This is a genomic window from Tardiphaga sp. 709, assembly GCF_032401055.1.
Lineage (GTDB): Bacteria > Pseudomonadota > Alphaproteobacteria > Rhizobiales > Xanthobacteraceae > Tardiphaga.
In genome coordinates this window covers 2,593,430-2,611,505 of the sequence record NZ_CP135529.1, presented here as the reverse complement: position 1 = coordinate 2,611,505, position 18,076 = coordinate 2,593,430, and the positions used below count along the sequence as shown (strand labels likewise).

Here is an 18,076-nt window from a genome sequence, read left to right as displayed (position 1 = left end):
GCGAATTAGCGCCAGATCGCGCGCATGCGGGAATTGATGTCCATGCGCACACCCTGCGCGGCCGCACGCGCCGGATCGACTGCCGCGACCTGTGGCCAGGTCGTGCGTTCGAACAGGTGGAGCAGCGCTTCGGGTATGAAACGCGTGCGCGACGCATAGACATGGCGGTCGCCTTGCGCGTGCTGGCCATGGGTGAAGAAGCGCTGCGGCACCATCAGGTGCAGATCGTCCTTGGCGCGCGTCATCGCCACGTAGAGTAACCGGCGCTCCTCCTCGATCTCGGCGGATGTGCCGGTGCCCAAATCCGACGGCATGCACCCATCGACCACATTCAGCACATAGACCGATTTCCATTCCTGCCCCTTGGCGGAGTGGATGGTCGAAAGGATCAGATAGTCCTCGTCGAGCAATGGCACGCCAGACTGATCGCTGGTCGCGTCCGGTGGGTCGAGCGTGAGTTCGGTGAGAAAACGTTCTCGCGACGGATAGCCTGACGCGATCTGCTCGAGCTGGATCAGATCGGCGCGGCGCGCCAGCGGATCCTCGTGAATGCGATCGAGATGCGGCTCGTACCAGCGCCGCGCCAGTTCCAGTTCGGCGGGCCAGCCGGCACGGCCTGATTTGATTTCACTGATGACCTCGACAAAGTCGCGCCAGTCGGCGGCCGCGCGCGGCGGAGCCGGTGCGTGAACAAGGGCGTCGATCGGATCGGGCGCTGCGATCATGTGATCCAGCGCACGCTGCGCCGATGCAGGTCCCACACCGGGCAGCAATTGCATCAGGCGGAAACCGGCAACCCGGTCGCGCGGGTTTTCGACGAAACGCAGCAGCGCCAGGATGTCCTTGACATGCGCGGCATCGAGAAACTTGAGTCCGCCGAATTTGACGAATGGAATGTTCCGCCGCGTCAGCTCTACCTCAAGCGACCCGCTATGCGACGACGTCCGGAACAGCACGGCCTGTTCCTTTAGCTTCATGCCGCCTTCGCGATTGTCGAGCACACGCGCAACGATGGCGCGGGCCTGATCGGTCTCGTCCCGGATGGTGACGAGTTGCGGCTTGGCGGAGGAGACGCGATCGGTCCAGAGATTTTTGGTGAAGCGCTCGCGCGCGAGATCGATCACGCCATTGGCCGCTGCCAGGATCGGTTGCGTGGATCGATAGTTGCGGTCGAGCGTGATGATTTGCGCGGGTGGACTGAACTGCCTGGGGAAATCGAGAATGTTGCGCACTGTGGCGGCGCGAAACGAATAGATCGACTGCGCGTCGTCGCCGACGACGGTGAGGCCCGCCCCGTTGGGCTTCAAAGCCATCAGGATCGCCGATTGCAGGCGATTGGTGTCCTGATATTCGTCCACGAGCACGTGATCGAAGCGACCGCCGATATCGCTAGCCAGTAGCGGTTCGCTCGCCATCTGCGCCCAGTACAGCAGCAGGTCGTCGTAATCGAGCACGTTCTGCTTCTGCTTGGCTTCGACATAGCCGGCGAACAGCTCGCGCAGCTCGGCCGACCATGCCGCGCACCACGGATAGGAGGCGCCCAGCACGTGATCGAGCTCGGTCTCGGAATTGACGCAGCGGGAGTAGATCGCGAGGCACGTGCCCTTGGTCGGAAAACGCGTCTCGGTTTTGGAGAAGCCGAGTTCGTGCCGGACCAGATTCATCAGGTCGGCGGAATCCTCGCGGTCGTGAATGGTGAATGCAGGATCGAGTCCGATCTGTTCGGCATAGTCCCGCAGGAGTCGCGCGCCAATGCCGTGAAAGGTGCCGGCCCAGGCCAGTGCGTCGGTCATGACGCCGGCATTGTCGCCCATCACCTTGCGCGCGATGCGTTCGACGCGGCGGCTCATTTCGCTGGCCGCGCGCCGCGAGAAGGTCATCAGCAGGATGCGGCGCGGATCGGCGCCATTGACGATCAGATGCGCGACGCGGTGTGCGAGGGTGTTGGTCTTGCCGGAACCGGCACCGGCGATGACCAACAGCGGAGCAGACGTGATGCTGTTCCCCTGCGGGAACACGCCATGCTCGACGGCACGGCGTTGTTCTGGATTGAGGGCGTCGAGATAAGAGGCTTGAGCGAGCAAGGCATGTATCCGAGGTGACGAATCACGCTCGCTGATTCCCGCTTTGTTCGCAATGGAAGAGCGGCGTGCCGAAGCGCGCCGCTGGAAGAATTAGGCCGCCCGCACTTCGCGCAGGAACACATCGACCTGCGTGCGGAGGTCTTCGCCGTTGCGTGACAGGTCCGCGGCCGATTCCACCACGCGCGACGCGGCGAGGCCGGTCTCGCGGGCGGCGTCATTGACGCCGGCAATGTTTTGCGAGACCTCGCCGGTGCCGCGGGCGGCTTCGGCGACGTTGCGGGCGATTTCGAGCGTGGCTGCGCCCTGTTCCTCGACGGCGGCGGCGATGGCGCTTGCGATCTCGCTGACGCGGCCGATGGTCGAGGTGATGCTCTGGATCGAACCCACCGAGAGCTTCGTGGCGTTCTGAATCGCGCCGACCTGTGCCGAGATTTCGTCCGTTGCCTTCGACGTCTGGGTAGCCAGTGCTTTCACTTCGGAAGCGACGACGGCGAAGCCGCGGCCGGCTTCACCTGCGCGGGCCGCTTCGATGGTGGCGTTGAGTGCGAGCAGGTTGGTCTGCGCAGCGATCTCGCTGATCAGCTTGACGACGTCGCCGATCTTCTGTGCCGCCTCCGCGAGGCTCTGCACTTCGCTATTGGTGACGTTCGCTTGCGACACCGCATCGCCGGCGACGCGGGCAGATTCGTTGACCTGCTGTGCGATCTCGCTGATTGAGGCGTTGAGCTCCTCGATAGCAGCGGCGACCGCCTGAGCGCTCTGCGTGGCCTCCTCGGACGCTGCCGCGACGGCTGCGGTCTGCCGGGTCGATTCCTCGGCGGTGGCCGCCATCGATTGCGCGGTGTTGCGGAGTTCGCCGGCAGCCGAACCGACGGCGGTGACTACGGTACCAACGCTGCCCTCGAAGCGCGAGGCGAGAGCATTCATGGTGTCGCGGCGATCGTTCTGGGCGCGCTCGCGCTGTTCTTCCTGCGCGGCGCGCAGCTGTTCGGTTTCAATGAGACCGGTCTTGAAGATTTCGACAGCGCCGGCCATCGAGCCGATCTCATCCTTGCGGCCTGCACCCGGCACGGCAACCGTGTGGTTGCCGCCGGCGATCGTGCGCATGGCGGTTTCGAGCGCGCGGATGGGCTTCGCCATGGAGCGTCCCATCCAGGTGGCGATGGCGCCCGCGAGCAGCAGCACGCAGGCAGAAATGATGCCGAGCCAGTTGAGCGACGAGCGCATCAGGCTTTGATAGCTGCTGGTATCGCGGGTGATTTCGAACACGGCGACGTTGTCGCCGGAGAAACTCTTGATCGCGCCGAAGGTGGTTGCGACCGGCTTGTTGTTGAGTTCGCCATATTGCGTGACGATTTCCCCTCCGAGCGCGCGCCGGAGCAACGCAGCGTCGGGTGCCGTCGACGTCAAGGTCGATGCCAGGGTCATGACCTTGTTGTTCTGGCCGTCGATCTGATGAATGCCGACGTCAACCTTGAAACGTGCCTTCATGCTTTCGACGAAAGTCTTGCCGAAGGGGGCGCCGACATCCATCGTGCCGAGCAGTGTGGTGCCGTCCATGATGGGAACGACGCCGAAGACGTTGAGCGCGTCGCGACCAGGCTCGATGCCGCCAACAGGCTTCCGGCTCGACTGTCCCTGAACGACCATCTTGCGGCGTTCGCCGACATTGTCGCCGAAGGTGCCGGGATTGTGCACACGGGCAAACGTTACGGCCGGCGGAACCTGGATGGAGATCAACTCGATGCCGCGCGGCTTGATCAGTTGATGCGCTTCCTTGAGGCTTCCGATCATCCGCTCGCGGTCATTGGCTTTCAGCGCATCCTTGGAGGTCTGGCTCGACGCCATGGTTTCGGCGACGGCCAGAACCGTGCGAGTCTCTGCGTTCAGCGCTGCCGTGAGATTGGCGTAGTCGTCATGCGCTTCGCGCGTAAGGGCCGTGTCGATGATCGCCTGTTGCTGCCACATGCTGAAGGCAGCGAGCGCGCCGCACGATCCGGCAGCGACGAGCGTGATGGCGACAATCATACGTGCCGAAATAGAATTGAGTGCTTGCATCGACGTGCCCCTTGGACCGCGACAAGCAATTTTGCTGCGGCACTGAAATTCCACGTGAAAATAGGGAAGCCGAGTGAAGGAGCCCTTAATTACCTCTGCTGTGTAGGTATCCTGGTATCATGATTCCATTATGCCGCAGCAGATTTTGGCTTCGGGCGATGCCAGCATCAGTCGTGATCGAATGTGCGACGATACTAGTGGAGCCGAGACGAGCCATTCCCCGGCGCAAGGCACCGGTCCACGTGCGAGAGAAGAACCGCCGATTTGAGGGGCTTCTGGAGGCGACAGACGGCGCCGAGCTCGGTGGACATCGCGAGAAAATCGGGCGCTGACACGCCTGCCGGTGAGGCCGCGTGATCTGACATGACGATGATCGGGATCTCCGGGCGGCACTGATGCGCCAGCTTCATCGTCTCCAGCCCGTTCATCCCGGGCATGAAGATATCGATGATGAGCAGATCGAAATCCGCGTTGCGGAGGATGTGGCGCGCGCGCGGGCCGTCACTCGCGCAGGTGACGCGGTGGCCTTCGCGCTCCAGCATCAATTTGGTGAAGATCTGAACGACCTTGTCATCGTCGACGATCAGGATACTTGCCATCTGCCGGTCCCCTGGATGCCGTCGCGCCAGTGCGGAGCATGGTTGTCTGGTTACGCACGCATCGCTACATGCCACGTTGCAAATGTGGCTTCTCGTTAAACGCCGCATCGAGCAGCGACCTGTGCACCTGAATATGTCCGTCATAACTGACGAAGCCGAGCTTGCGAAACTTGTTCATGAAGAAGCTGACGCGCGACCGCGTGGTGCCGATCATCTCCGCCAGCATTTCCTGACTGATGTCGATATCGATGGGATGGCTGGCGCCTCCCTCGCCATAGTGAGCGAGGATCAGTAACAGGCGCGCGAGGCGCTTCTCGCTTGAATTGAACAACTGATCGATCAGATCTTCTTCGATGCGGTTGTTGCGCGACAGAAGATAGGCGACGAAGAATTCTGCGAAAGCCGGCTCATCGCGCAGATGGGCGAGCATCACCGACTTGTTGATGGTAACAATCGTGCAGTCTTCCATCGCCGTCGTTGTGACGGTGCGCAACGGATGACCATTCAGGCAACCCTCACCGAGGAATTGTCCGGGTTCGAGCAGGCCGACGACGGCTTCCTTGCCTTGTTCGGACAGGACCGTGAGCTTGATACGCCCGCTCAGGATGTAACAAACAGAATCTGCCGTCTCACCCTGACAGAAGATGTTCTGGTTTTTCTTGTAGTCGGTCGTAACCTTTCCGATGCCGGGGCAGATCAGAAAATACGGCGCATCGAACTCGGCTACAGCAGGGACCTTCAAGGCAGCTAGCCGTGTCATCGCGAATCTCCGGAGATCGATCTTTGCAGGTCAGCGTAAATCTATTCAGGGTTGTATTGTTCCCGTCAGATCTAGTTAAATTGCCGGCATAGATCACAAACGCACATGCGTAGGCGGGAGGATTGATGGGGTCATCAATGCCGATGCGCACATAGATACCACCAGGCGCGTGACGCGGCGTAGTTACGTCATCGGATTCACTGCCCTGAAACAACTTCCCTCCATGTTGCTACGCAACTTAACGCGCAGATCGTCTGTCATGTCCGCAACACACGCTGCCCTCGAATTGCGAGGGTTAACGAAACGTTTCGATCGGCCAGCTGTCGACGGACTCGATCTTACGGTTCGTGCTGGCGAGTTCTATGCGCTCCTGGGTGCCAACGGAGCCGGCAAGACGACGACATTGCGCATGGTCGCTGGATTGCTGCGCCCCGATGCAGGATCGGTGTCGATACTTGGTATCGACGCGCTCGCCGATCCCGTTGCGGCAAAGCAGATCATGGCCTGGGTCTCCGACGAGCCGATGATCTATGACAAGCTGACGCCGCTCGAATATCTCGAATTCGTTGCCGGTCTATGGGGCTGCGATGCTGAAACGGCAGAGAGCACGTCGCACGGATTGTTGGCATCGCTAGGCCTTGGTCCACATCTGCATGAGCGATGCGAAGGCTTCTCCAAGGGGACGCGCCAGAAGGTGGCGCTGGCCGGCGCGCTGGTGCATGAGCCCCGGCTGATCATTCTCGACGAACCTTTGACCGGGCTCGATGCCGTGTCGGCGCGTCATGTCAAAGGCCTGTTGCAGGATCGCGTGCGCTCCGGCTGCACAGTGATCATGACCACGCATATTCTCGAAGTCGCCGAGCGCATGGCTGACCGGATCGGCGTGATCGCTGCGGGCAGGCTCATCGCCGAAGGTACGCTTGCCGAATTGCGTCAGCAGAACGGACAGGGCGACACCAGCCTCGAAGACATGTTCGTGGCGCTGGTGGACGGCGCACCGGTCGCCGCATGACGCCATCCGCCAGCGTGATGTGGTTTGCCGGCCATGAAGTCCGGCTGGCATGGCGAGAGATGCTGGGCATGCTCACAGCGGGCCGTCGCTGGCGTCCGCGCAGCATTTCGCTTCTGCTGATTGTCTTCGTGATCTTCCTGCATTTGCCGGCCTATGCGGTGGTCGGCCGTTTCGCAGATGTGCAGACGCCGCTCGATCAATCGACGGCGATTGTTATCACTGCGAGTATCTTCCTCGCCTGGGCGCTCGTTCTGTCGCAGGCGATCGAGTCCGTCACCCGCGTGTTTTATGCGCGCGCCGATCTCGATCTCATCATGTCGTCGCCGGCACCGCTCACCAACCTGTTCTCCGTTCGCATCGCGGCCATCGCATTGACGGTGACGCTGATGGCGATGTTGCTGGCGACGCCTTTTGTCAACGTGCTGGTGATCGGCGGCGGCGCACGCTGGTTCTCCGCCTATGCCGTCGTCATCGCGATGGGCCTGTCCGCATCGGCGTGCGCCATCGCCATCACCGTCGGACTGTTTCAGCTTTGCGGTCCCGCGAAGACACGACTGGTCGCGCAGATTATTTCTGCGGTTACGGGCGCAGGCTTCGTCATCGCATTGCAGGTTGCGGCGATTCTCTCTTACGGCACGCTGTCGCGTTTTGCCGTGCTGACCTCCGATGCCGCAGCCGCCTTTGCGCCGGCGGCGGACAGCGTGGTGTGGTGGCCCGCGCGCGCGATGCTCGGCGATATCGCAGCACTGGTGCCGCTGCTGGCGGCCGGGTTGATCCTGCTTGGCATCACGATGGCGATCTTCTCGCCGCGATTCAGCAACTACGTGGCCAGTGCCGTGCCATTGGCGCAAGTTGGTCGGAAGAAAGTCGCAAGACCGTTCCGGACGGGATCCCGGCGTAACGCCTTGCGTCGCAAGGAGTTTATCCTGTTGTGGCGCGATCCGTGGTTGGTCTCGCAAACGCTGATGCAACTGCTGTATCTGCTGCCGCCGGCCTTGATGCTGTGGCGCAGCTTCGGCGAGGGCGCCGGCGCCTTCATCGTGCTGGCCCCAGTGATCGTGATGGCCGCGGGTCAGCTCGCCGGCGGCCTGGCCTGGCTGACGATCTCCGGTGAGGACGCCGCGGATCTGGTGACGACCGCACCGCTTCCGGCAAACACGATCGTCACGGCCAAGGTCGAAGTCGTGCTGGTGATCATCGCCGCCGTGTTCACGCCGATGGTCGCAGGTCTGGCGCTCGTTTCACTGCAGCTGGCTGCGGTGACGGCATTGGCGACCGTTGTGGCGGCAGCCTCGGCGACGGCCATCCAGCTCTGGTTCAGGGTGCAGGCACGGCGCAGCCAGTTCAGGCGACGTCAGACGTCATCGCGTATCGCGACCTTCGCCGAAGCCTTCTCGTCGATCGGCTGGGCTGCGACGGCGGCGCTGGCACTGGTGCTGCCGATTGCCTCTGTGATCTCGGGTGTCATGACGGCAGGCCTCATGGCGCTGACGTGGAAGATCAGTCCTGTCAGGACCTGAAACAACAAAGCCGCCCGCGGACACGGATGGCTTTGCAATTACCGACTGCCTCTTAAACGACTAAGCCACCATCGACATCCGTGCGACGGCAGGGGTGGCTTCGCTAAAAACCTCTTCGGTGATCACCCTAAAGCGCACCAGCGGCGTCGGGCCGAAATTGGTGGAGATTGCGACGTCCGCGGCATCGCGGCCGCGGGCCATCACGATGCGCCCGATGCGCGGATGATTGTGGCGCGCATCGAAGGTGTACCACTTGTGTCCGAGATAGACTTCGAACCAGGCGCTGAAATCCATCGGCGCGGGATCCTTGGGCACGCCGATATCACCGAGATAGCCGGTGCAGTAGCGCGCCGGAATGTTCATGCAGCGGCACAGCGCGACGGCCAGATGCGCGAAGTCGCGGCAGACGCCGATGCGCTCTTCATGACCTTCAAAGGCTGTACGATCGTTGCGGGCATGGTGATAGCCGAACTCGATGCGTTGATGCGCGTAATCGACAATGGCTTGGACGCGCGCTGCGCCATCCTCGATATGGCCGAACAGCGACCAGGCCAGATCTGACAGCTTCTGAGTGTCGCAATAGCGGCTGCCGAGCAGGAAGACCATGACATCGTCAGGTAGCTCGCCGACCGCCTGCAGCGGCCCGGACGGCGGAGCCGCATCCGGCAGCCCGCTATCTGAAATCAGAAAGTCATTTTTGATCTCGATGAGCCCGGGCGGTGCGACGATGCGCGTGCAGGTATTGCCGAACATGTCGAGATAGTCATGCGCCTGTACGTCATGGGAAAACTGGATGCGGTGTGGGCTCTGCAAATCCTTCGCGCGCGAAGGATGAATGCTGAGCATCAGGATCATGGGTGTTTCCTGCAAACACTGGAAAGCGATGTCGTAGCCCGCGCGAATCTTCACTTTTACGTCTCCACTAGCTCGGCAAATCAGGAATTCATCGTTGCCAGACAAGTGTAGTCACCAAACATCGTTCCGAGGTTCAGTGACAGGAATGTGCAGAAAATGTGGGCAGCGAGGCCGCGCCGGCCTCGCTGCGCCATAAGCTATTTCTTCAGGGACAATAGCAGCAGCGAGCGGGCGGTCACCTGATACATATGGCCGAACGGGAAATCCTCGCCGCCTTTCGTATCGGGGATATTGGTATCCACCAGAAGTTCCCAGGCCTGTCCACCAAACGCCTCGGGCATCGTGAAATCGACCAGTCCTTCGAAGCCGTTCAGAATCATCAGCATGGTCTGGTCCTCGGCGGGCTTGTGGATGCCGGTCTTCTGCGCGCGGCCGTCCAGCAGCATGCCGAAGCATTTCATGTTGCCGTCTTTCCAATGTGTGTCTTCCATCGGGCCGCCATTGGCGTTGATCCAGGTCACGTCGCGGACGTCGAGATCGGGATCGTGTTCGCCGGTCAGGAAGCGGCTGCGACGCAGGACCGAGCAGCCGCCGAGCAGTTTGATGAGCCGCTTGGTGAAAGCGAGCAGATCCTTGCCCTCGGTCGTCAGGCTCCAGTTGAACCAGGAAATCTCGCTGTCCTGGCAATAGGCATTGTTGTTGCCGTTCTGCGTGCGGCCGAATTCATCGCCGCCGAGCAGCATCGGCGTACCCTGCGAGAACAGCAGCGTTGCCAGCATGTTGCGCTTCTGCCGCTCGCGCAGCGCGATGATCGCCTTGTCGTTGGTCGGCCCTTCCACACCGCAATTCCACGAGGCGTTGTTGGAGGAGCCGTCCTTGTTATCCTCGCCATTGGCCTCGTTGTGTTTCTCGTTGTAGCTCGTCCAGTCGTTCAGCGTGAAGCCGTCATGGGCGGTGACGAAGTTGACGCTGGCCCAGGCGCGGCGGCCCTGGTGGTTGAACATGTCGCCGGACGCGACAAGCCGCGGCGCCAGTGCCGAGACCGGCGCTTCGCCACGCCAGAAGTCGCGCGCGGTATCGCGGAATTTGTCGTTCCATTCCGCCCAGCCTGGCGGGAAGCCGCCGACCTGATAGCCGCCGGGCCCGATGTCCCAAGGTTCGGCGATCAGCTTCACTGTCGTCAGCAATGGGTCCTGATCGACGGCTTTCAGGAAGCCGCTCTGTTCGGTGAAGCCGTAGACTTCTCGCGCGAGAATGGTGCCGAGATCGAAACGGAAGCCGTCGATGTGCATCTCCCGCACCCAGTAGCGCAGGCTGTCCGCCACCATCTGGATGACGCGGGCATTGGACAGGTTGACCGTGTTGCCTGTGCCAGTGTCGTTGATGTAGTAGCGGGGTTTGTCCGGCATCAGCCGGTAATAGCTGGCATTGTCGATGCCTTTGAAGGATAGCGTCGGGCCAAGCTCGTTGCCTTCGGCGGTGTGGTTATAGACCACGTCGAGGATGACCTCGAGCCCGCCGGCGTGCAGCGCCGACACCATCTCCTTGAACTCGCGCAGCGAGTTCGGTACGTCCGATGCGTAGCGAGGATCGGGCGCGAAGAAGCCGATGGAATTGTAGCCCCAGTAATTCACCAGCTTCTTGTTCAGCAGATAGTCGTCATTGATGAAAGTATGGATTGGCAACAGCTCGACCGAGGTGATGCCGAGGCCGCAGAGATAATCCACCACAGGCTTGCTGCCGAAGCCGGCATAGGTGCCGCGCAGTTTTTCCGGCACGTCGGGATGCAGCTTGGTGAAGCCCTTGACGTGGGTCTCGTAGATGATGGTCTGGTCCCATGGCACAGGCTGCCGGCCGGCTTCACCGGCCCAGTCGAAGTCGCGATCGACAATCACGCATTTAGGCATGAACGGGGCGGAGTCGCGTTCGTCGAAAGTGGTATCGTCGCCGCTCTCCATCTTGTAGCCGAACACGGCCGGATTCCATTCGAGCTGCCCGGCATGGGCGCGGGCATAGGGATCCAGCAGCAGCTTGTTCGGATTGAAACGATGGCCCTTTTCCGGCTCATACGGGCCATGGACGCGGTAGCCATAGAAAGTGCCGGGGCTGACGTCCGGGATGTAGCCGTGAAACACCTCGTCGGTATATTCCGGCAGCTCGATTCGCGTTTCCTTGTCGCCGTCGAACAGGCAGACCTCGACCTTGGTGGCATTGGCCGAGAAGAGCGCGAAGTTGGTGCCCTTTCCGTCCCAATGCGCGCCAAAGGGATAGGGAAGACCTTCTTCAACTACTCTGTTCGTCACGATTGCCCCACTGTCTGGTGATGAAAATGCGCGGGATAACTGCGCCGCCGCATTTCCGTTGCAATGCAATCAGGTTGTTTCGGAATATATCTTGGCCTGCGAGGGTCGCTAGCCCGGAGTTTTGCTTATGACCGACGTCTCCCGTCACAAACGCATCGCATTGCTGGGCGCGCCAGTTGAAGTCGGGGCCTCGCAGCGCGGGACTTTGATGGGGCCGGCGGCCATGCGGACGGCAGGCTTGGGGCCGCTGCTGGAGGAGCTTGGCTTCGAGGTGGAGGATCATGGTGACCTCATGCCACCGTCTGTGCCTCTGTCGACAGATACGCCGCCGGAGAATGCCAAGCATTACCGTGTGATCCAGAGCTGGATCCAGGCGTTGAGTGCGCGAGCCTACACGCTTGCCAAATCGGGCGCGCTGCCGATCTTCGTGGGGGGTGATCACAGCCTGTCCATGGGATCGGTCAATGGCGTGGCGCGACACTGGCACGAGCAGGGGCGCGAACTGTTCGTGCTGTGGCTCGACGCGCATGCCGATTACAATACGCCGCACACGACCATCACCGGCAACATGCACGGCATGTCCGCGGCCTTTCTGTGCGGCGAGCCCGGTCTGGATGGCTTGCTCGGCGTTGATCCGCGCGCATCGATCAAGCCTGACAATCTCGATCTGTTCGGGATTCGCTCCATCGACAAGCTCGAGAAAGAGCTGGTGCACGCACGCAAGGTGGCCATTGCAGATATGCGGCAGATCGACGAGTTCGGTGTCGGAGTTCTGATCCGCCGTGTCATCGAGCGGGTCAAGGCGCGCAACGGCGTGTTGCATGTGTCCTTCGATGTGGATTTCCTCGATCCTGCAACAGCGCCCGGCGTTGGCACCATGGTGCCCGGCGGCGCGACCTATCGTGAGGCGCATCTGATCATGGAGCTGCTGCACGATTCCGGCCTGATGTGTTCGCTGGATGTCGTCGAGCTCAACCCGTTTCTGGACGAGCGCGGGCGTACCGCACGGGTGATGGTCGAGCTGGTCGGCAGCCTGTTCGGGCAGCAGATCACCGATCGGCCGACACCGAGCAACGCAATTATACCGCCCGGCTAGTTCACGTTCGGCAAAACCTCGATTGGTTCCGGGCTTTCGTGCGCGTTACGCGTGATCGTTTTGTCATGCTCTCGGAACTAACCCTGCAGTGCGGGATTGCTACCTCATGGTTCACACACGAGGAGCACGTCATGATTAAGCATCTTGCCATCATCGCCGTTGCTGCGGCGGGCATCAGCAGCGCAATTCCAGCCAAGGCCCAGGAGTTCGGCGTTGGCGTCGGTCCGGGAGGCGTTACGGTTGGCGCCGTCGGCCGCGACCGCTATCGCGACGACTATGATCGCGGGTACTACCGCGATCGTCGTGACCGCAACGAGACCGTGATCATCAAGCGCAGCCGCGACCGCGATCGTGGCTATTACGATGGCGGCGTCGAACGTCGTACTGTCATCGAACGCTACTAATATTACGCCGAACGAGAGGCGGCCCTTCCTCGGAAGGGCCGTTTTTTCGTGCGTGATGGAAGCCTCAGAACATTGAGTGACAGGACCATGGCAACTGCAGCGACAGTCTGGTGGCAGGCCGGTACCATCTATCAGATCTATCCGCGGTCGTTTCAGGACTCGAACGGAGACGGCATCGGCGATCTCGCGGGCATCGTTGGCCGGCTGCCTTATCTGCGGCGGCTCGGCATCGACGCGATCTGGCTGTCGCCGATCTTCCCGTCTCCGATGGCAGACTTCGGCTATGACATATCAGACTATATCGGCGTCGATCCGATTTTCGGTACGTCGGCCGATTTCGATGCGCTGGTGGCTGCGGCTCACGGTCATGGTCTGAAGATCATTCTCGATCTGGTGCCGAACCACACCTCGGATCAGCATCCGTGGTTTGTCGAAAGCCGGTCATCATCAGATAATCCCAAACGCGATTGGTATATCTGGCACGATCCGAAGCCGGACGGCAGCGCGCCGACCAACTGGATGTCGGAGTTTGGCGGCAGCTCCTGGCAATATGACGAGGCCACCCAGCAATATTACTATCATGCCTTTCTCGACAAACAGCCCGACCTGAACTGGCGCAATCCTGCCGTTCGTGACGCCATCTATGAGGTGATGCGGTTCTGGATGCGCCGCGGCGTAGATGGCTTTCGCGTCGATGTGATCTGGCATCTGATCAAGGATTCTGAATTTCGCGATAACCCTGCAAATCCGAATTTCACGGCCGGGCGCCCGCCACACGAGGCTTTCCTGCCGCTCTACTCGACCGATCGGCCGGAGACGCTGGATGTGGTCGCCGAAATGCGCCGCGTGGTCGATGAATTCGACGATCGCGTGCTGATCGGCGAGATCTATCTCCCGTTCGATCGGCTGGTCGCCTACTACGGAAGTGACCTGTCGGGCGCGCATCTGCCGTTCAATTTTGCGCTGCTCTCCGCGCCGTGGAATGCTTTTGCCATCGGCGAATTGATCGCGCGCTACGAAGCCGCACTGCCGCTCGGCGCCTGGCCGAACTGGGTGCTCGGCAATCACGACCGGCCGCGCGTCGCTAGCCGGGTTGGCATGGCCCAGGCGCGCGTCGCTGCGATGTTGCTGCTGACGCTACGCGGGACGCCGACGCTATACTATGGCGACGAGATCGGCATGAAGCAGGTGCCTATTGCACCGGATCAGGTTCAGGATCCGTTCGAAAAGAATGTGCCTGGGATTGGTCTCGGCCGCGACGGATGCCGCACGCCGATGCAATGGGGTGCCACCGAGCATGCGGGTTTCACGACCGGCCAGCCCTGGCTGCCGCTGGATGCGGACTATCCGCATCAGAATGCGGCGGCGCTTGCGGCCGATCCCCATTCGATTCTTAGCCTCTATGTGAAGCTGATCGATTTGCGCAAGCACATGCCTGAGCTTGTGTTCGGCGGCTATGAGCCTGTGGACGCTGCGGGCGATGTGCTGGCCTATCGGCGCGTCTATGACGGGCAGGCGCTCCTGATTGCCCTCAATTTGAGCGGTGAGCCTGTCGTATTGCATGTGGAGGGCGGCGAGATTTTGCTGGCGACGGCGCTGGATCGTAAGGGCGAGAACGTGTCGGGCCAATTGGAGTTGCGCGGCAATGAGGGCGCTATTGTAAGGTTACGATAGCTCAGGTCCATCAGCCATCTTCCTGGACTGCCTGGCTTGCGCTCGCAATGACGCGGAGGGGCTGGTGCGATTATCCCGGATGCGCATCCGTCTCGCCATCGATGTCGCTTCTGCGCAGCAGATAATCCAGACCGCCGACACGATACCAGCGATAGGCATAGGCCTCCAGCATCAGATGATGCTTGCCTTTGGCGTCGGCGCGGCTGTGGTCTTCAGCCAGAAGGTTGATCAGGTGTTCGCCCTGCTGGCCGTCTATCCCGACAGCAAAGGTAACTTCGCAGGGTTTCTCGTCGAGATTATGCACGAACAAGACCGAGTTGTTGCGCCAGTCATAGCGGATCGCGAGCACGGCCGGATTGCGCGTGGCGATGATGGCAAAGTCGCCCCAACCGATCTCCGGCACTTCCTTGCGCATGCGGATCATGCGCTCGGTCCAGTTCAGCATCGAATTGGGATCGCGGCGTTGTTTGGCGACATTCACGTGGTCGTAGCCATAGGGGCCTTTGTTGATCACCGGGTTTTTCGACCTGTCGCTCTTGGTGAAGCCGGCATGCGGCTCGGTCGACCATTGCATCGGCGTTCGCGCGCAATTGCGCTCCGGTAGGGATAGATCGTCGCCCATGGCGATTTCGTCGCCATAGCGCAGCACCGGTGTGCCGGGCAGCGTGTACATCAGGCTATAAGCGAGTTCGAGCCGGCGCCGGTCGCCGCCCAACATAGGCGCCAGCCGACGGCGGATGCCGCGGTCGTAGAGCTGCATGTCCTTGTCCGGGCCGAATTTGGCAAACACCGTCTGGCGTTGCTCTTCAGTCAGCCGTCCAAGATCGAGCTCGTCATGATTGCGCAGAAACAAGCCCCATTGCGCCGTCGCCGGGCGCGGCTTGGTCACCTTCATGGCCGCCGCCAGTGGACGTACATCGCCGGAGGCCAGCGCATAGAAAAGGTTCTGGTTGACGTGGAAGTTGAACATCATCTGCATGCGGTCGCCATCGTCTCCGAAATATTCCATGTCGGTTTCCGGCAGCACATTGGCTTCGGCGAGAATGATTGCATCGCCCTTGCGCCATTGCAGGAATTCGCGGAAGGCGCGCAGCATGTCGTATTGTTCGGTCGGCTTATTGACCTTCGGTCCCTTGGTGGCGATCACGAAGGGCACGGCGTCCATGCGGAAGCCGGAGACGCCGAGCTGCAGCCAGAAGCCCATAATCTTCAGGATCTCGGCCTGTACATAGGGATTTGATGTGTTGAGGTCGGGCTGAAAATCGTAGAAGCGATGGAAGAACCAGGACTTCGACGTGGTGTCGTGGGTCCAGGTCGATTTCTGCACGCCGGGAAACACCATGCCCTTGTTGGCATTGGCTGGCTTCTTGTCCGACCAGACATACCAGTCGCGATACTTCGAATCCCTGGCGCTGCGCGCGTCCTTGAACCAGGCATGCTGGTCCGAGGTGTGGTTGACCACGAGATCGATGATGACGCGGATGCCGCGCTGGTGGCAGCCATGGGTGAATTCGACAAAGTCGCCGAGCGTGCCGTAGCGCGGATCGACGCCGTAATAGTCTGAGATGTCGTAGCCGTCGTCCTTGCCGGGCGACGGCTGGAACGGCATTAGCCAGATCGCGGTAATGCCGAGGCCATGAATGTAGTCAAGCCGCCGCGTGAGGCCCTTGAAATCGCCGCAACCGTCACCGTCGGCATCCATGAAACTGCCGACGGACAGGCAGTAGAAAACGGCGTTTTTGTACCAGAGGTCGTCGATCATGATGGCACCGGTATGCAGGACGGTGCGGTTCAAGTCGTGGCGCAAGCGAGGGTTCCGTTTTCGCCGGCGGTATCCATCGTTCTCATTGCAAACAAAAACGCCGCCGGTTGCCCGACGGCGTGTTGATAATGCGATCGGCTGGTGTGCCGAAGCTCAGTCGAGACCGATTGTGGTCAGGTCCTGGAACCAGTGCTGGGCCTGCACGAACTTCTTCACCTTAGGCGACAGCGCATGCGGGTTGGTGTCGTGAACTACCCAGACCAGCACGGCATCGTCGACGATCTGCGCGTGGGCTTCGGCGAGCAACTCGTCCTGCTTCTTCGGATCGAACGTGTTCTTGGCTTCGTCGATCAGCGCATCGACCTTCGGGTTCTTGTAGCCGCCCCAGTTCACGCCGACCGGTGCGATCTGGCCGGAGTGGAAGAAGCGCACGATGGCGTAGAGCGGATCCGAGGTGACGTAAGCGATGTTGTTGGACGTGATGCCCTTCATGCTGTCGTCGGCCGCACCCTTGCGCCATGCGGTGTAGAGAACTTCGAGTTCGACGACCTTGAATTCCACCTCGACGCCGATTTCCTTGAAGCTCTGCTGCAGGAATTCGTTGATCGGCAGCGACAGCATCTGGCCGGTGCCGCCATTGGCGATGATGAACGTCGCCTTCAGCGGCTTCTCCGGGCCGTAGCCGGCTTCCTTCACCAGCTTCTTGGCTTCGGCAAGATCATACTTGATCTTGAATGTCGGCTTGCCGAACCACGGGCTCGACGGATCGACCTGGCCGATGGCGGGCTTGGCGAGTCCGTTCATCAGCGCGACGACGGCATCGCGATCGATGGCGAGGTTGAGCGCCTTGCGCAAGCGGACGTCGGTCCAGGGTGAACCCGGCAGCACGCTGAGGTGATAATTCCAGACATGCGGCGTGACGTTGTCGACGATCTTCATGCCGGCGCCCTTGAGCTGCGGCACAGCGTCGGGAGCAGGGGTCTCGATCAGGTCGACCTGACCGGCGAGCAGCGCGTTGGTGCGGGTGAGGGCTTCCGGCATGGGCACGAGCACGAGCTTGTCGGCTTTCGGAATGCGCTTCTTGTCCCAGTAATCCGGATTCTTGCTGAGCTCGGCGAGCTCGCGCGGAACGAGCTTGGTCAGCTTGAACGGGCCGGTGCCCGACGGCTGCGATGCGAACTTGTCCCAGTCCTTGCCGACCTTCTCATACTGCGCCGGGCTGGAGACCAGGAACCAGAGCATCTGATACGGGAAGAAGGAGTCGACGGTCTTGGTCGTGATCTCCACGGTGCCGTCGTCGATCTTCGCGTAGCTTGCGACCGAGGGCAGGCGGGTCTTCACCTGCGCGCTCTGGCGCTTGTCGAATTGCGGCGCCTTCTCGTTCAGCACCTTGTCGAGATTCCAGATCACCGCATCGGCGTTGAAGTCGCTGCCATCGTGAAACTTGACGCCCTTGCGCAAGGTGAAACGCCACTTGGTCTTGTCGGTGTCGTCGACCTTCCATTCGGTGGCGAGGCCGGGAATGAGTTTACCCGGACGATCGGCGACATCCATTTCCCAGGCGACGAGCGGATCGTAGATTGTGTAACCGGTGAACTGGTAGCCGCCGGCGCCGCGATCGGGCTGACCCGTGGTCAGCGGCACGTCCGCCATCGAGATGCCATAGCGCACCACCGTTTCGGCTTGCGCCGGCGCGGCTGCACCTATGGCGGCGGCGATGGCCGCAACAAACAACGAGCTTCGAACGCGCATAAACCAGACTCCGTATGGTGGGATATTGTCTGCCAGATACCTGCAATCCTGATGCCAGATTGGGCATTTCGAACGGTTGGTGTGTGCTGGTGTGCTGCAGTGCCGCAGTTTGAGTCATTGCGGTGCAAGGTTGCAGGCCTTGGCACAAGCGTTGCATAAGAATTAGCCAGTTTAGAACAAACCAACACTGGCGAGAG

The 18,076-nt window shown here is 61.1% G+C and carries 13 protein-coding genes; 5 read left to right on the top strand and 8 right to left on the bottom strand.

The genetic code is table 11. From position 1 onward, the window contains the following. Positions 1-5 precede the first annotated feature (5 nt). The 4 genes from RSO67_RS12880 to RSO67_RS12865 form a co-directional block, all read right to left on the bottom strand. The gene (locus tag RSO67_RS12880) at positions 6-2,084 is read right to left on the bottom strand and encodes an ATP-dependent helicase (protein ID WP_315843776.1); all 2,079 of its coding nucleotides are present in this window, start codon (positions 2,082-2,084) and stop codon (positions 6-8) included. 90 nt (positions 2,085-2,174) lie between these two features. Further along, complete coding sequence (locus RSO67_RS12875; RefSeq protein ID WP_315843775.1) at positions 2,175-4,142, bottom strand: methyl-accepting chemotaxis protein; 1,968 nt, start codon at positions 4,140-4,142, stop codon at positions 2,175-2,177. 194 nt (positions 4,143-4,336) lie between these two features. Next, positions 4,337-4,741, bottom strand: a complete 405-nt coding sequence (locus RSO67_RS12870; protein ID WP_315843774.1) for a response regulator — start codon at positions 4,739-4,741, stop codon at positions 4,337-4,339. A gap of 64 nt (positions 4,742-4,805) precedes the next feature. Next, a complete protein-coding gene (locus tag RSO67_RS12865; RefSeq protein WP_315843773.1) occupies positions 4,806-5,501 on the bottom strand; it encodes a Crp/Fnr family transcriptional regulator in 696 nt (231 codons plus the stop codon). A gap of 223 nt (positions 5,502-5,724) precedes the next feature. Here RSO67_RS12865 and RSO67_RS12860 point away from each other — a divergent pair, with 223 nt between their 5' ends. Together RSO67_RS12860 and RSO67_RS12855 are read left to right on the top strand one after the other, a co-directional pair. Beyond that, positions 5,725-6,513, top strand: coding sequence for an ABC transporter ATP-binding protein (locus RSO67_RS12860; RefSeq protein WP_410001848.1), 789 nt, complete (start codon positions 5,725-5,727; stop codon positions 6,511-6,513). After that, complete coding sequence (locus tag RSO67_RS12855) at positions 6,510-8,033, top strand: permease (RefSeq protein ID WP_315843771.1); 1,524 nt, start codon at positions 6,510-6,512, stop codon at positions 8,031-8,033. Before RSO67_RS12860 ends, RSO67_RS12855 begins: the two co-directional genes overlap by 4 nt. A gap of 60 nt (positions 8,034-8,093) precedes the next feature. Here the strand turns inward: RSO67_RS12855 and RSO67_RS12850 are convergent, their stop codons facing one another. Both RSO67_RS12850 and glgX read right to left on the bottom strand, forming a co-directional pair. Beyond that, positions 8,094-8,942: a transglutaminase family protein gene (locus RSO67_RS12850; protein WP_315843770.1), complete on the bottom strand. Its 849-nt coding sequence runs from the start codon at positions 8,940-8,942 to the stop codon at positions 8,094-8,096. Positions 8,943-9,085: 143 nt separating this feature from the next. Beyond that, on the bottom strand, positions 9,086-11,191 hold the full coding sequence (gene glgX, locus RSO67_RS12845) for a glycogen debranching protein GlgX (RefSeq protein WP_315843769.1): 2,106 nt from the start codon (positions 11,189-11,191) through the stop codon (positions 9,086-9,088). Positions 11,192-11,318: 127 nt separating this feature from the next. Between glgX and rocF the strand changes: the two genes are divergently transcribed. The 3 genes from rocF to RSO67_RS12830 all read left to right on the top strand — a co-directional run bounded on the left by rocF (position 11,319) and on the right by RSO67_RS12830 (position 14,365). Continuing rightward, on the top strand, positions 11,319-12,287 hold the full coding sequence (gene rocF, locus RSO67_RS12840) for an arginase (RefSeq protein ID WP_315843768.1): 969 nt from the start codon (positions 11,319-11,321) through the stop codon (positions 12,285-12,287). A 131-nt stretch (positions 12,288-12,418) separates the two neighbouring features. Further along, a complete protein-coding gene (locus RSO67_RS12835) occupies positions 12,419-12,691 on the top strand; it encodes a hypothetical protein (RefSeq protein WP_120287064.1) in 273 nt (90 codons plus the stop codon). An 87-nt stretch (positions 12,692-12,778) separates the two neighbouring features. Further along, complete coding sequence (locus tag RSO67_RS12830; protein WP_315843767.1) at positions 12,779-14,365, top strand: alpha-amylase family glycosyl hydrolase; 1,587 nt, start codon at positions 12,779-12,781, stop codon at positions 14,363-14,365. 70 nt (positions 14,366-14,435) lie between these two features. On the opposite strand, the gene RSO67_RS12825 is transcribed toward RSO67_RS12830, so the two are convergent. Continuing rightward, the gene (locus RSO67_RS12825; protein WP_315844239.1) at positions 14,436-16,127 is read right to left on the bottom strand and encodes an alpha-amylase family protein; all 1,692 of its coding nucleotides are present in this window, start codon (positions 16,125-16,127) and stop codon (positions 14,436-14,438) included. Positions 16,128-16,280: 153 nt separating this feature from the next. Continuing rightward, positions 16,281-17,879 carry an ABC transporter substrate-binding protein gene (locus RSO67_RS12820; protein ID WP_315843766.1) on the bottom strand — a complete coding sequence of 533 codons (1,599 nt, stop codon included), beginning with the start codon at positions 17,877-17,879 and terminating at the stop codon, positions 16,281-16,283. Positions 17,880-18,076: the final 197 nt, after the last annotated feature.